Origin of the sequence: Devosia sp. 919 (genome assembly GCF_013185965.1) — a bacterium.
Taxonomy (GTDB): domain Bacteria; phylum Pseudomonadota; class Alphaproteobacteria; order Rhizobiales; family Devosiaceae; genus Devosia.
In genome coordinates this window covers 2158309-2172411 of record NZ_JABAOL010000001.1, presented here as the reverse complement: position 1 = coordinate 2172411, position 14103 = coordinate 2158309, and the positions used below count along the sequence as shown (strand labels likewise).

Genomic DNA, 14103 nt, shown 5'->3' with positions numbered 1-14103 from the left:
CCTCTCCTTTTCCCCGCCGATCAGGATTGCGGCCGCGCCGTGCCGCTCTTGGGGTAGCGCTGGGCGAAATCGGCCGCAATCTCCTCCATGGGCACGAACTTTACGCCCTCAAAGCCCTTCATGTAGTTGAACAACCGCTCATGCATCTTGAGCACATGCGGCTTGCCCGACACATCGGGATGGATGGTCAGCGGAAACACCGCATAATCATAGTTCTCGTAGACCCAGTCGAACTGGTCGCGCCACATCTCCTCGATATCGCGCGGGTTCACAAAGCCATGGCTGTTGGGCGAAGCCTTGATGAACATCATCGGCGGCAGATCGTCGAGGTACCAGGAGGCCGGAATCTCGATGAGATCGGTCTCTTCGCCTTGCGTATAGGGCTTCATCCAGGTCGAGGGGTGCTGAGAATAGTCGATCTTGGTCCACTGGTCCCCCACCGTCACATAATAGGGGTGGTGGTCGTTGTGCATCAGGGAGTGGTCGTAAAGGATGCCCTTCTGTTTGAGCAGCTCGTTGGTTTTGGAGCCGAACTCCCACCACGGCGCCACATAGCCGCGGGGCGGCTTGCCCGTCAGTTCGGTGATGAGAGCCACGCATTTGTCGAAGATCGCTTCCTCCTGCTCGGGGGTCATGGCGATCGGGTTTTCGTGGCTATAGCCATGCATGCCCACTTCATGGCCCGCATCGGCCACGGCCTTCATTTCCGCCCGGAAGGACTCGATGGAGTGGCCCGGAATAAACCAGGTGGTCTTGATGCCCCATTTCTCGAACATGCGCAGCAGGCGGGGTGCCCCGACATGGCCGGCAAAGGCGCCGCGCGAAATATCGCAAGGGCTGTCTTCGCCGCCATACGAGCCGAGCCAACCTGCAACGGCATCCACGTCGATCCCATAGGAAACGAAGATTTCCTTAGCCATGTCCTATCCTTCCCAGATGCAGTTCCAAGTGCTTCAACGGTCCAGTTGGGATGGAGTATACAGGCCAGTCTTTCCGGGGAAACAGCAAGATCGCTATGAAATCCGGGCAAAGCGCGACAAAGTTTAGGCTTTGGCAGGCGGCAAACATTAATGCCCGGCCAGTGACATCGGTGTATATGTTGGCTCGGCTATTTGGTGCGGAGAAGTGTTTGCCCGATGAGTGCGGTTTGCTTGATCACCACGGGCGGCACGATTGCGTCGCGCCGGAACGCGGCAACAGGTGATGTGACAGCAAGCATCAATGCAGCCGATTTGCGCGCCACCCTGCGTGATCCGCTCGACGGCATAGATCTGCAGGTCGACGATTTTTGCAATGTCGGCAGCTACGCCTTTGATCTTCCGCTCGCCTTTGCGCTCGCCCAGCGCATCAATGAGCGCTTGGCCGACCCGGCCTGCGATGGCGTTGTCGTGACCCACGGCACCGACACGATGGAAGAAAGCGCTTACATGGCCGACCTGCTGCTCGCCTCGGACAAGCCGGTGGTGTTCACCGGCGCGCAGCGCGCGGCCGACCAGCCCGATACCGATGGTCCACGCAACATCGCCGACGCCGTCCGGCTTGCCGCCGCGCCCGCCGCCAGTGGTCTGGGCGCCACCATCTGCTTTGAGGGGGAATTCCACGCCGCGCGAGACGTCACCAAGACCCACACCTCACGCGTTGACACTTTCATGTCGGGCGAACATGGCAAGCTGGGCGAAGTCGATGGTCAGCACGTCGTGGTCCAGCGGCGGCCAACGCTGCGCCGCTCCTATGCGCCCACTTCGGTCGAGCCTGATATTGAGCTGATCAAGCTCACCATGGGCGCGACGGATCGATATATCCGCTATGTCGCCGATAATGGCTGCAAGGCCATCATCCTCGAAGGCTTTGGTGTCGGCAATGCGACCCCCGCCATCGCCCAGGCCGCCGCGCAGATCGTTGCAGGAGGAACACCGGTGATCCTTACCTCGCGCTGTCCCCGCGGACGGGTGAAGCCGGTTTACGGCAATGGCGGGGGCAAGGATTTGTTTGATGCCGGCGTGATCTTTGCAGGCGACCTCAACGGCGTCAAAGCCCGCATCCTCGCCTCGGTCCTGCTCGGCGCCGGAGCAGACGTCGATCTGCGCACCGAGATGGAGTTCCTCGGCGGCTAGCTGGGACGCACGGGTGCCGGACCGGTGTGATCCCGGGCGCTCGTGATCCGCTCCGCTTGACGCATCGCATCACCGGTACGAGCGCCGGCAGACTCGCCCGCCAATGCAACTAACTGATGGCGGGCACCGTAGCTCTGCAAGCCTCGTGTGATCTCAGGTCGGGGCTTTCCGTCCAGGTTGCGCCTGCCTAATTCGCCGCCGCAGAACGATGTGGTAACGCATTGGACTTCCAATATCAGTTGAGACCATAAATGGCTGCCCCGACCCCAGCAGACAAGCCTGATCGCAAGCGCCGCTGGTCCTGGTGGCAGGTGCTCCTCGTCGTCGCGGTGCTCGCAGTTGGCCTCTATGCGGCTCTCGCGCGTCCCTGGGAGCCAAAGCCCGCCCCAGTCGCGGTAGAAAACCTCGCCATGGGGCCGTTCTCCCAGGTGCTCGCCGTCAATGGGCGTGTCGTCGCGCGCGAAACGGTCACCGTGCGCTCGGCAGTGTCTGCCTTGGCGGTTGAGGTTCTGGCCAGTGAAGGCGATCTGGTGGCGGCCGGCGATGTCTTGGTGCAACTCGAGACCAGCCAGCCCCAAACCCTCGTGGGCCAGGCGCAGGCGGCGCTTGATGCGGGGATGGTCAGCCAGGCCCAAGCCAAAGCCAATGCAGATCGGGCGATTGCCTTGGGCGAAAATGCCACCCGCTCGGCCCGGGAGGACGCCGAACTGGCGCTTTCGGCCGCGACCAATGAGGTCGCCCGCCTGCAGGCCGCGCTGGAACAGGCGCAAAGTCAGCTCAAGCAATACACGATCGTGGCGCCGCTAACGGGCACGGTGCTGGATCGCAATGTGGATCGGGGCCAATTGGTTGATCCGCAAACCGAGCTGTTCATCATCGCCGATATCGCCGACTTGCAGGTCGAAACCGATATCGACGAGCTCTACTCCTCTCGGATCAGAAGCGGGCTCAAGGCACTGCTCAAACCCGTCGGCGATACCGTGCCCCAGCATGGCAGTGTCGTTTTTGCCTCCCCAACCGTTGACCCGGCGACCGGCGGCCGTCCAATCAAGCTCGCATTCGACCAACCGGTGGAGCTGCCGGTGGGCCTGACCATCAACGCCAATATCATCGTGTCGGAAACCGATGCCGCCCTGACCGTTCCCCGCGGCGCCATTGTGACCGAAGGCACCGACAGCCATGTGCTGGTGTTGGAAGATGGCGTCGCAATGGTGCGCCCGATCGAGTTTTCCGATTGGCCTGCCCAACGGGTCATCGTCACCGCCGGTCTCGATGAAGGGGATCAGGTGATCCTCGACCCCACTGCGGTGCAACCCGGTCAAAGCGTAGTCGCGGAGTAGTGCCATGCTTTATGGCCTCAAGATCGCCCTGCGCTACCTGACGGCCAGCAAGGCGCAAACCAGCCTCTTGATTGCCGGCGTTGCGGTGGGGGTCTTTGTCTTCATTTTCATGAGCGCCCTGATTGGCGGGCTCGCTGTCTTTCTGGTGCAGCGCACTGTCGGTGACATCGCCCATGTCACCATCGAAGCGCCCGACAGGAACCCGGCCGTGCTGGTTCCCGAGGTCGCCGGGCCATTGGTGGTGGAGCAGCGTGCCACCAGCCAGCGCGCGCAATTGCGCACCGCCGACGCGTTCCTGCCCACCATCGAGGCTATGACCGGCATCACCGCGACGTCCCAACAGATCGTAGGCAACGGCTTCCTTGTGCGCGGCCTCATCACCGCTCCTGTCAGCGTGGTCGGGGTCGAAGCCAACAAGGTTTCGGCAATTGCCGATATCGGGGGCGCGCTGATCGAGGGCAGCACCGATCTGACCAATACTGGCATCATCATCGGCAGCATGCTGGCCGATGATCTCGGCATCGGCATCGGCCAGGTGGTGCGGCTTGAATCCGAGCGCGGCGTCGAGCGGCCGCTGGTGATCAGCGGCATTTTCGAGCTGGGCGTTGAAAGCCTCGACCGCCGAACAGCAATTATTGGCCTTTCCACCGCCCGGACCCTCTTTGAGCTGCCGCAGGGGATATCGCGCATCGAAATCAAGCTCGACGATCTCAACCAGGCCAATGCCTATGCTGCCCGGATCGCCGCCGAGACGGGCCTAAAGGCGACCCCTTGGACGCAAGGCAATGCTCAATTGCTCGACGGGCTTCGGGCGCAAGCCAGTTCGGGCAATCTCATCAAGGCTTTCGCCTTGATCACCATCGTTATTGGCGTGGCCAGCGCACTGCTGCTCTCGACTTATCGGCGCCGGCCCGAGATCGGCATTATGCGGGCGATGGGTGCCAGCCGAGGTTTCGTCATCTTCGTCTTCGTCACCCAGGGCGCGCTGATCGGCATTCTAGGCGGGCTGATCGGCGCCGGCCTTGGCTATGCCGTGCTGTCGCCCTTCCCCGTGCCTGAACTCGCGCCTCCCGGCGGTTTGCCGGTGGATGTGCGCCAGGGTGCCTATGGCCTTGCGATTGCCCTCACCGCCATTGGCGCCATCGTCGCTTCGATCCTGCCAGCCCGCGCCGCCGCCCGGGTCGATCCCGTCTCGGTGATCGGCCAATGAGTGCGCTCCTGGAAGTTCGGGACCTGGTCAAGACCTATGGCGAAGGCGAGGCCGCAACCCGGGTGCTCAAGGGTGTCAATCTGCAACTGGAAACCGGCGAGTTGTCGGCGCTGCTCGGCCCATCCGGCTCCGGCAAGAGCACGCTCCTCACCATCCTTGGCACCCTGATGCAGCCCACTTCCGGGCAACACGAAATGCTCGGTGAGGATCTCACCAGCGCCAGCGATCGGGACCTCACCGAGTTCCGCAACCGCCATATCGGTTTTGTCTTCCAGTTCCACCACCTGCTGCCCGACTTCACCGCCCTCGAGAACGTCATCTTCCCCGCCGCGGTGCAGGCTGGACGAGAGACGGTCGCTGCCCGCCAGCGCGGCCGGGACCTGCTGGTTCGAGTGGGGCTCGAGAGCCGCATGGATTTCCTCGCGACCAAGCTCTCGGGCGGGCAAAAGCAGCGCGTCGCCATCGCCCGCGCCCTCATGAACCAGCCCGAACTGGTTCTGGCCGATGAACCCACCGGCAATCTCGACCGGGGGTCCGCCATGCAGGTCATGGAGTTGATCCGCGAAATCAACGAAAAGGAGCAGACCACCTTCCTGATTTCTACCCATGACGAAAACATCGCCGATCTCTGCAAGCGGCGCATCCGCGTGTTGGACGGACGAGTGGAATAGCCGCCGGTTGGCTCAAACTTGAATCCAGTTTTTCGCCAATCACGCCGCCGATTACCCGCACGCCATAAGTGTCTATTGAGCCCACTGGGGTAGACTCCGTTCGATCTCGGCTGCCTGCTTGCCAACAAATAGACCCGGAGCATAATTAGCCCCACGACTGGCAGAACCGGATAACTGCTCGTGACCGGCGGCGCGTGCGAACCGGTATGGTGCCAACACCCCGGTTCACCATCGATCAACGGGTGGCTCCTTACCTGGATCGGCACCAATGCCATGGACCCGCTTGCCAAGCTGAAATTATATCTCGTTTCGTCGGATCCCGGGCATGTGGGACTTCGCATGGGCGTGCGCGTCATGCTGACCGTCGCTGCAGTCTGCCTCGCCCTTTTCGTTTTGGGTCGCTGGGTCCCCATGAACGCGCCATCCTATGTGCTTGGCATGATCACGGCGATCCAGGGCGCTGCCCAAATCAATGATCCCACAATTGGGGAACGTGCCGTAACCCGGGTCTATGCTGCGCTGGGCGGTTTCATTGCCATTGCCGGCATATCGCTGGTCGAGAGCTCCTTGGTTCTGGTCGACCTCTGGCTCCTGATCGTCATCTTCGTTGCCACCTATTCGCGCCGCTTTGGTCCCCGCTGGCAGGCGGTTGGCGTGTTCACCTTCATGTGCGGGGTGGTCGGCGCTTTCCTCAGGGCTCCGGAACGCGATCTGGTGGAAATCGCTCTCGCCCTGCTTGTTTCCGGCGTGGTTGCGCATCTCGTGCGCAACTATGTCGTGCCGGAAAGGCCGTCGCGTGACTTCCGCCGCGTCGTTGCTGGTACCCTTTCACTATCCCAGCAGCTGCGGCAGCTAATCGGGGCGGTCAGCGCTACACAGAAGGACATGCGCTGGAACGATGCCCTGCTGATCGCGGGTTGGCTGCGCAGCGACATTCGCATGTGCCAGAACTACTTGCCCTTGAAGGTGGAAGGGCCCCACTCCGAGCGGAACTCGGACATCGTGCTGCGGCTGTTGGATTTGCAGCTGGCGACCGAGACGGCGCTGGCCGCGTCCTCGGCCAGCGCCTTGCGCCGACCGGAAGCGGATCCGGGGAGTGTCAAGCGCGAGCTGGACGAGATGCAGGAGACCGAGCGGCGGTTGCAGGACGCCGTTGCCCAGTTGCCGGCTTCCTTCCCCGAGGGCGCGAGTTCGGTTCCGCGCATGCCCCCGGCCAAACCGCTGCCGGCGCGGGGCGAATGGCTCAACGACGCGCAGTTTCGCCTCGCCATCCAGGTGACGCTAGCCTGTGCGATCGCCATGGTGGGCGGACGACTAATCTCCTCGGACCGCTGGTTCTGGGCAGTCATGGCCGCATTCCTGATCTTCATGAACACCCAGTCGGCGGGCGCCGTGGCAGTCCGGGGCATCAGCCGGGCCATGGGCACTCTCGCCGGCATAGTTCTGGGTATCGGCCTCGCTACGCTCGTCCGTGGCGATCTCTACCTGACCATTCCCCTGGTCGGCATCTCCATATTCGGTGCGTTCTATCTGGCGCGGATCTCCTATGTAGGGATGAATATCTGCATCAACGTGGCGATTTCGCTCATCTACGGCCTGGTGGGCATCTTCAGGCCCGAACTCCTCGTTCTTCGTTTGGAAGAAACCGCGATCGGCGCAGCGGCGGGGATTTTTGCGGCGCTGGCTGTGCTGCCGGTCCGAACGGCCAGTACGGCGGATCGAGCGATGAACCGCCTCTATCTGTCCCTCAAACAGCTCACGGCGGCGATCATCAACATAGGGGCGGACCAGCAAAATGAGTCCATGACCGCCGTCGCCAGCGCCGTCGACAAGGCCTTCGCCGATGTGGTGAAAGCCTATGATCCCATGCGCAGTTTCTGGGCCATGGGCACGGCTGAAGCCAAGACCCGCAATCCTCTGAGGCGAGCCTATCTTCTCGCGCATGCGGCGCATCTGCTCGAGCACAGCTTCCGCCAAACCCGACCCACTGACACAGAACTCCAGGAGCTTGCGGCGATACAGGACCGCCTGGCGATCATTGCGGGCGAAGGCACCGCCGCCGATCTGCCCGCCTCGGCCGCCGACGACAGCCTCAAGGAGCACGAGACCGAGCTCGCCATTGCTGACGAGCCAGTCAGGTATGCCCTCGAGATCATGTCCGAAATCCTGCGCCAGGTCGAAGCTGGCGAGTGATAAGGTCCGTCAAACAATCAGTAACCAAATCGCGGCCATGGCCATGGTCAGCACGGTGACGATCGCACCCGCCTTGGAAAACTCGGCAAAGGAAATCGTGAAGCCATAATCCTTGGCGCGCTCCACCATGATGATGCCCGCCAGACTCCCGAACACCACGAGATTGCTCGAGAAGTGCGTGCCCAACGACAGCGCAGCCCCGTATTGTGCGTTCCCCTGCGAATGCAGGTAAGGCACCAGCATCATCACGGCTGGGTTGTTTCCCACAATGTTGCTGACAATGCTGCTCACCCAGAACAGGGTGAAAGGCTGGTCCAGATCGATGCCGCCATGAGCCAGCTGCGCGAGCAATCTCTGGGGGAGCCCGGTGGCCGACACCGCGGCATTGACGACAAACAGGCCCATGATCAGCAAGAGCAGGTCGCCATCGACCTCCTTGAGCATGTCCCGGGAGGAAACGCGCCGGCTCAGCAGGAGCAAACCGGCAGCGGTTAACGCGATCAGTTCGCGTGGCCATGGACTGAAGATGAAGGCGATCACCACGGCCAGCGCCACCAACACGGCCTTCGCCGTTTCTCCCACCGAGAACGGCGTGCTGGCAAGCTCGTCCACCGGCCGCTTCTTGTCGGCGGACTGAGTGAGTTGCCAGCGGCCGCGATACAGCCAACTCACGACGATCCAGATGATCGGCAATGACAAGAGCGCAGGGACCGCAGTGATCTCAGACACGCCGGCGAATGACAGGTTCAGCTTCTGGGCGGCGATCATGTTCTGGGGGCTGCCAATGATCGTGCCGGACGCGCCGGCATTGGCCGCAAAACAGAAGCCCAGCAGAAAGGGTATCGGATTAAGCTTGCGGCTGAGGGTGATGGACATCAGCAGCGGTGTCATGGCGACGGCCACCACGTCATTGGTCAGGAATGCCGCGAGCAGCCCTCCCACCACGATGAGGATCGCCAGCAAGGCCCGCGGCGACACAGACGCGGCGGCAACTTTCCGCGCCGTCCAGCCGTAAAAGCCGGAGACCACGAAGGCGGCGGAAACCACCATGAGGCCAAAGAGCATGCCGATGCTGGAATAATCGATGGAGTCCCAAGCCGCCTTCGGGTCGATACTGCCGGCGGTCATCATGGCGAGCGCACCGATGATAGCCGCGCCAGTTCGATCCACCTTGAGGCCCGGCAGGCCCCCTAGTGCCATGGCCAGGTAGACCAGAAGGAAGATCAGGATCGTGAGGTCCATGGCCGTCTGGGTCCATCTAACCGGAGTTGAGCCTGCTGCCGAGCGACTGCCCGGCAGCGCTTGGCGCCGCCTAGTTGTCCGTGCCCGATTTGATGTTCCACAGGCTGTAAGCCTGCTCGCCGTAGAGCTGTTCATCCAGCCCTTGCCGTTGCACCTCTTCTGGCACACGCAGCTTGCCGAAGCGGTCGATCAGGCGGAGGATGATGCTGGTGACCACGGCCGCATAGATCACGACAATCAGGATGCCCAAGGCCTGAACCAGCAGTTGGCGCGGTCCGGCCGAAACGGCATTGATGTGAGGGCTCGCGAGCAGCCCGATCAGAAGCGAGCCGGTGATGCCGCCCACGCCATGCGCCCGGAAAACTTCCAGTGTGTCGTCGACCTTGAGCCAGGACTGGATGTATTTGGCGAAGTAGCAGGCCGTGGCGCCAATGGCCCCGATCGCCAGCGCCGCCATTGGCTCCACATAGCCTGAAGCGGGCGTTATAGTGGCCAAACCGGTGACGGCACCAACCAGAATGCCCGAAAAGGTCGGGTGCCCGGTCTCGCGCCATTCCCAGAACATCCACACCAGCATCGCAACAGAGCCTGCGAGCATTGTGTTGGTGAAGGCATAGGCCGCGAGCGCGTCGGCGCCATAGGCTCCCCCGGCATTGAAGCCGAACCAGCCAAACCAAAGAAGACCGGCACCAAGGGCAACGAGTGGCAGGTTGGCCGGAGCTGATTCTACCCCAGCCGTGGCGCGCTTGCCCAGGTAGCGGGCTGTGACAAGCGCCGATACGCCGGCCGAGGCATGGATCACGATACCGCCGGCAAAGTCGACGACACCCAGGCGGGACAGGAACCCGCCGCCCCAAATCCAATGCGCAACCGGGAGATAGACGATGATGGTCCACAGCGCGATAAACCAGAGATAGGCGCCGAACCGGATCCGTCCGACAAAAGCCCCTGTCATCAAAGCTGGCGTGATAATGGCAAACATCATCTGGTAGCCAAAGACCAGGATGAATGGCACATCGCCGGCATAGTTGGCGTTGGGCTCCACCCCCACATTGAACATGCCGAAAAAGCTGCCGATATTGCCGATCATTCCCCCAAGGGAAGGCCCGAAAGCGAGGCTGAAGCCGCCAAACACCCAGATGATCCCCACGACCCCGATGCAGATGAAGTTCTGGATCATGATGGAGAGAACGTCGCGTTCCCGCACCAGCCCGCCGTAAAACAGTGCCAGGGCCGGCGTCATCATCATGACAAGGGCAGTGCAGATGAGCACAAAGGCGGTATCACCCGGGTTGATGGCACTCATGGCTGTCTCCGCCCTCGCATTGATCGTTATGAACTAGCACCCCCCCGATGCTCACGACTTGTCATCTATCAAGAAGTGCGCTTGCACGGGCTTGTGCGGATGCGGCGTTGCGCGGCTTCTGGGCGCAATGAACAGATAAAGGGCGAGGACATAGGGTGCCGTGTAGGACGGCAACCCGGTAGGCGCCATGATGACGTCGAAGGCGGCCTGCAAGAACACAGTGGCGATCGTCGCGAGGACCGCATAGGCCGCCACCGGACCCGAGGGCTTGAGGAACACCGTGCCAATGGCAATGGCGGTCAGCACCGGGCTGAAACCATAAAGCCCCTGCGACACCACCGACGGGTCCGCTCGCATCATGATGGCGGTGGCGAGCGCGATCAGCGACCCGGCAATAGCCGCGATCCCGGCAGGTCGCGAGGCAATGAAAATCCCGACCAGGATTATGACGCCGCTCACCCAGCTGCCGAGCAGATAAACCTGCCCAATATTGCGGAAGAAGATCTCGCCGAACTCGAGGGCGCCGGGGATGGCGGCGGCGCCCGAGGCATAATCGGTCGCAAGCTTTGGCGTCTCCCCCACCACGTGAAGCGAGCCGAAACTATAGGCTCCAGCGAGCAACAGCCACGCCGTCAGCACGAACGGACCCGTCGAGCCTGGAATGCCCCAGCTCCTCGTGAGCGTGGCGCTGAAGGCACTGGTCACCACGGTGCTGATTGCGGCACCGACAATGATGTAGAACCAGAGTTCTGGTGACACAGCGATAAAGGTTGGCAGCGCCACGCCGACCAGGATGCCGTTGAAGCCGAACAAGCCCGAGCGGTAAGAATCGGGGTCCGCCTCGAGCACCTTCGCCATGGCGGTCGCAACAACCACGCCCAGAACGGCGCCCGCCGTGATTGCCCATTGCCCCGTGTCGTAAGAGGCGTACGCGATCGCTATGAAGAACAGCGCTCCGGTGAGGGCATTCTCCATGAAGAACACCTGGCCCGCCCCTTTGAGGCAGACCAAGCCGAAATTATCCTTGCTGATGCTCATGGCCGAAGCCCTCCACCCTCACCGCCACAGGAACTGTTCAGGTAGGGTGCGGCCGCGCGCCTCCTCTCGGACGACGCGCCAGAACCTCCTGACCTCTGCCCTCACGTCGTAGCTTTCCACGCCAACTGCTCGAAACATCAGGCCGGCCGCATTGGGCAGCATGGAAACACCGGACATGGCCCTCGGCGCGTTAGGCGTGGCGTTCACCTCCACGCGCTCCCGGATCCGGGCTGCCGTTTCGGGAGGAGTGACGCAGACCACATTGGCAAAGGCGTCATAGCCGCGGCTTACCGCCGGCAGATCGAAAGTGTTGTTGTCCTTTTCGATCAGCACCTTCTCGGTGAAGATCGCCTTGCCCCCAGGCCGTCTGGCACTGACCTGCATGGAGAGCAGATCAAGGCCGAAGCGCTCGGAGGCATGGTGATGCTTGCGCCCGCTCATCAGCATCTCGCCATAGAGCAGCGTCGCGCTCTCATCGATGACGATGTCGGTCTGGTTGATGTAGCGGGAGTCCCGGTAGGGAATGGTGAAATCGGGCAGGTATTCCAGATAACTGCCCGCAGCCAGCGTGAGATGCTGGTGTTGCGAGGCATAGTTGGCGTCCATCCGGTGGATGCGGTTGGCCCCCTGCGAGGTGACATGGGCGCAGGCGCCCTCCCCCACATCGATGCTGATCCGGTAGCGATCGCCCTGGAGCACGCCACCGCCGATCGAAATGATCGAGCAGATCGGCAGCTCCGGCATGGCTTCGTCCCAGTAAAGGGCCTGCTGCACGAGGAGCGGCGTCACGCGATAAAGATCGTGCAGGATCGAGCGCCCGTTCCGGAGCGAAAAGCCCAGCCGCAGCTCCCCTATCTTGCCGGGCCCCGCAGCGCGCATCTGCGCCGGCTCGGTGTGGAACCCGTTGAGCTCGCGCGCCGCATCCAGCCGCAACAATGACTCGTGCAGGCCCATAGCCCTACCCCGCCGCAGCCATTGGCGTCGGTTTGACGTCGAACAGGGCCATGTCCATGATCAGATCCATGAGCCCGTCCACCCCTTCCCCGGTCTTGCAGTTGGTGAAGACGAAGGGCTTGCTTCCCCGCATCAGCTTGGAGTCGCGGTCCATGACCTCAAGGCTCGCACCCACATAGGGGGCGAGATCGGTCTTGTTGATCACGAGGATGTCGGACTGGCACACGCCGGCGCCGTTTTTGCGCGGGATCTTGTCGCCCGCCGCCACGTCGATGACATAGATGTAGAAGTCAGCCAGCGCCGGGCTGAAAGTCAGGGTCAGGTTGTCGCCGCCCGATTCAATCAGCACGACATCGCTGTCGGGATAACGCTGCTCGAGCTCCTCTACCGCGGCGATGTTCATCGAGGGGTCTTCGCGCACCGCCGTATGGGGGCAGGCACCAGTCTCGACCCCGACGATCTTTTCCTCAACGAGGATGCCGTTAAGCGTGCGCCGGACCTGCTTGGCGTCTTCGGTCGTCACCACGTCATTGGTGATGATGAGAGGCCGCACGCCCATCTCGATGAGCCGGGGCGTGATGATTTCGATGACTGCCGTCTTGCCCGAACCAACCGGGCCGCCAATACCGATGCGCGTGATCTTCTTCATATCCTGCTCCTTAGTCGGCCGCTTCAGTTCATGAACAGCCGCAGATGAGTTCTGGTGTGATGGGCCACGACGACGTCGTAGACCGGGGCAAAGCTCGACATTTCTTCGAGCTCGAGCGTGTGGATGGCCCGATAGTGCCGCTCCACCGATCCCTGGGCGGCAAAGAGAATGCTCTGCGTCGTCAGATGGTCGATCCGCATCAGCCGCAGCGCAGCGTTGAGGATCATCGAGGACAGCCCGTATTGATGCAGGGTGAAGGCCTCGGCCTCGTTGACGCCCATTCCGGCAAGGCCAATGGCCTGCGCGACGGGAAAGCAGCCTGGCGTTTGCTTGCTGTTGATATCGTCGAGCCAACGCTGCAGCAGGGGCACATGCGTGATCGCCAGCGCCAATTCGGCAAATTTCTTGCCCATGCGCGAGAGCATCAATTGCTGCTCTTCGCCGACCCGGCGGATCCATAGGGCGTCATCGGCCTCGAGGAGCCTGTCATAATCTCCGGCACTCGCCGCCCGATGCGCATGCAGCAGCGCGACCCCATCGCTATGGGCTGCCTGGCGCAAGATGACCTCCAGATAGTCCTTGAGGCTTTGGGGATCGGTGACGATCTCCAGCTGCACCGCCGATTCAAGCCCCTGCGAAAACGCAAAGGCCCCGACCGGCAGCGTGGAGTCGGCAAACTGCAGCAGTCGCGCCAGCCGACCCATATCCGAGGCAAACCACTTGGCCCCCGCGTTCATAGAAGCACGCCGTGGTCATGCCGGTGACCGTGGTGATGGTTGTGATCATGGTGGTGGTCATGGTCATGCCCGTGATCTTGGTCATGGCCGTTGGCCTCTTGGTCATAATGTTTGTGCGGTGACGCGTCCGCCCCAGCGAACAGCAGACGCGCTTCGCTGGGATCGAGGCGCTCGGCCACGACCTCGCCCGGCTCGAAATGCATGGTGGCGTGGCGGAAGGCATGGGTGCGCATCACCGAGGACATCACCTTCCGATCCACCGAAACCGGCACATAGATCGTCGTGCCCTTGATCACTGCGGGCCAATGCTGGTTGCCCAGCCCGTGGCCGAGTTCGAAGCCGATGCTGAGGATCTCGGCGGCCGACATGCCTTTGAAGTCCTCCATTTCGATGACCATCACCTCGCGCATGGCAATGGTCGCCACCACGATCCGGCGCGCGACGGGGTCGTGATAGAGCACGTCCCCGTCATGCAGATGTTCTGAGCGCGGCAAGGAGATCGCCAGTTCCAGCCCACTCTCAGTGCGCTTGCGCAGCCGGCTCTTGGGCGCTTCCCATTGTTCGAGCACCAGTTGCTCGACCTCGGCACCCTCCCAGTTCCGGTCCTTGATATTGCCAAGCGTTTTCTCGATCAGGATCATCGTTCCCT

Annotated in this window: 13 protein-coding genes; 5 read left to right on the top strand and 8 right to left on the bottom strand. The window is 62.2% G+C overall.

Going from position 1 to position 14103, the window contains the following annotated elements; genetic code table 11:
* Positions 1 to 20: 20 nt before the first annotated feature.
* Positions 21 to 920, bottom strand: a complete 900-nt coding sequence (locus tag HRQ64_RS10675; RefSeq protein ID WP_127752991.1) for a polysaccharide deacetylase — start codon at positions 918 to 920, stop codon at positions 21 to 23.
* A gap of 216 nt (positions 921 to 1136) precedes the next feature.
* On the opposite strand from HRQ64_RS10675, the gene HRQ64_RS10670 reads away from it, so the two are divergent.
* From HRQ64_RS10670 to HRQ64_RS10650, 5 genes are all read left to right on the top strand, one after another.
* Entirely contained in the window at positions 1137 to 2114 is a 978-nt protein-coding gene (locus HRQ64_RS10670) for an asparaginase (protein WP_172123263.1), read from the top strand.
* A 251-nt stretch (positions 2115 to 2365) separates the two neighbouring features.
* The gene (locus tag HRQ64_RS10665; RefSeq protein WP_127752989.1) at positions 2366 to 3454 is read left to right on the top strand and encodes an efflux RND transporter periplasmic adaptor subunit; all 1089 of its coding nucleotides are present in this window, start codon (positions 2366 to 2368) and stop codon (positions 3452 to 3454) included.
* Between the two features lie 4 nt (positions 3455 to 3458).
* The gene (locus HRQ64_RS10660; RefSeq protein ID WP_172123262.1) at positions 3459 to 4664 is read left to right on the top strand and encodes an FtsX-like permease family protein; all 1206 of its coding nucleotides are present in this window, start codon (positions 3459 to 3461) and stop codon (positions 4662 to 4664) included.
* The gene (locus HRQ64_RS10655; RefSeq protein ID WP_172123261.1) at positions 4661 to 5335 is read left to right on the top strand and encodes an ABC transporter ATP-binding protein; all 675 of its coding nucleotides are present in this window, start codon (positions 4661 to 4663) and stop codon (positions 5333 to 5335) included. Before HRQ64_RS10660 ends, HRQ64_RS10655 begins: the two co-directional genes overlap by 4 nt.
* Positions 5336 to 5608: 273 nt before the next feature.
* The gene (locus tag HRQ64_RS10650; RefSeq protein WP_172123260.1) at positions 5609 to 7528 is read left to right on the top strand and encodes an FUSC family protein; all 1920 of its coding nucleotides are present in this window, start codon (positions 5609 to 5611) and stop codon (positions 7526 to 7528) included.
* 9 nt (positions 7529 to 7537) lie between these two features.
* Here the strand turns inward: HRQ64_RS10650 and HRQ64_RS10645 are convergent, their stop codons facing one another.
* The 7 genes from HRQ64_RS10645 to ureE form a co-directional block, all read right to left on the bottom strand.
* On the bottom strand, positions 7538 to 8770 hold the full coding sequence (locus HRQ64_RS10645) for an SLC13 family permease (protein WP_172123259.1): 1233 nt from the start codon (positions 8768 to 8770) through the stop codon (positions 7538 to 7540).
* Positions 8771 to 8840: 70 nt separating this feature from the next.
* Complete coding sequence (locus HRQ64_RS10640) at positions 8841 to 10076, bottom strand: ammonium transporter (RefSeq protein WP_172123258.1); 1236 nt, start codon at positions 10074 to 10076, stop codon at positions 8841 to 8843.
* Between the two features lie 51 nt (positions 10077 to 10127).
* Positions 10128 to 11114 carry an urea transporter gene (gene yut, locus HRQ64_RS10635; RefSeq protein WP_172123257.1) on the bottom strand — a complete coding sequence of 329 codons (987 nt, stop codon included), beginning with the start codon at positions 11112 to 11114 and terminating at the stop codon, positions 10128 to 10130.
* A gap of 18 nt (positions 11115 to 11132) precedes the next feature.
* Positions 11133 to 12068: an urease accessory protein UreD gene (locus HRQ64_RS10630; protein WP_172123256.1), complete on the bottom strand. Its 936-nt coding sequence runs from the start codon at positions 12066 to 12068 to the stop codon at positions 11133 to 11135.
* A gap of 4 nt (positions 12069 to 12072) precedes the next feature.
* Positions 12073 to 12717 (bottom strand): urease accessory protein UreG, encoded by a 645-nt coding sequence (ureG, locus tag HRQ64_RS10625; RefSeq protein ID WP_172123255.1) that lies wholly within the window; start codon positions 12715 to 12717, stop codon positions 12073 to 12075.
* A gap of 23 nt (positions 12718 to 12740) precedes the next feature.
* Positions 12741 to 13454: an urease accessory UreF family protein gene (locus HRQ64_RS10620; RefSeq protein WP_248306961.1), complete on the bottom strand. Its 714-nt coding sequence runs from the start codon at positions 13452 to 13454 to the stop codon at positions 12741 to 12743.
* Positions 13451 to 14095, bottom strand: a complete 645-nt coding sequence (gene ureE, locus HRQ64_RS10615) for an urease accessory protein UreE (protein ID WP_172123254.1) — start codon at positions 14093 to 14095, stop codon at positions 13451 to 13453. The genes HRQ64_RS10620 and ureE overlap by 4 nt, the downstream gene beginning before the upstream one ends.
* Positions 14096 to 14103 lie beyond the last annotated feature (8 nt).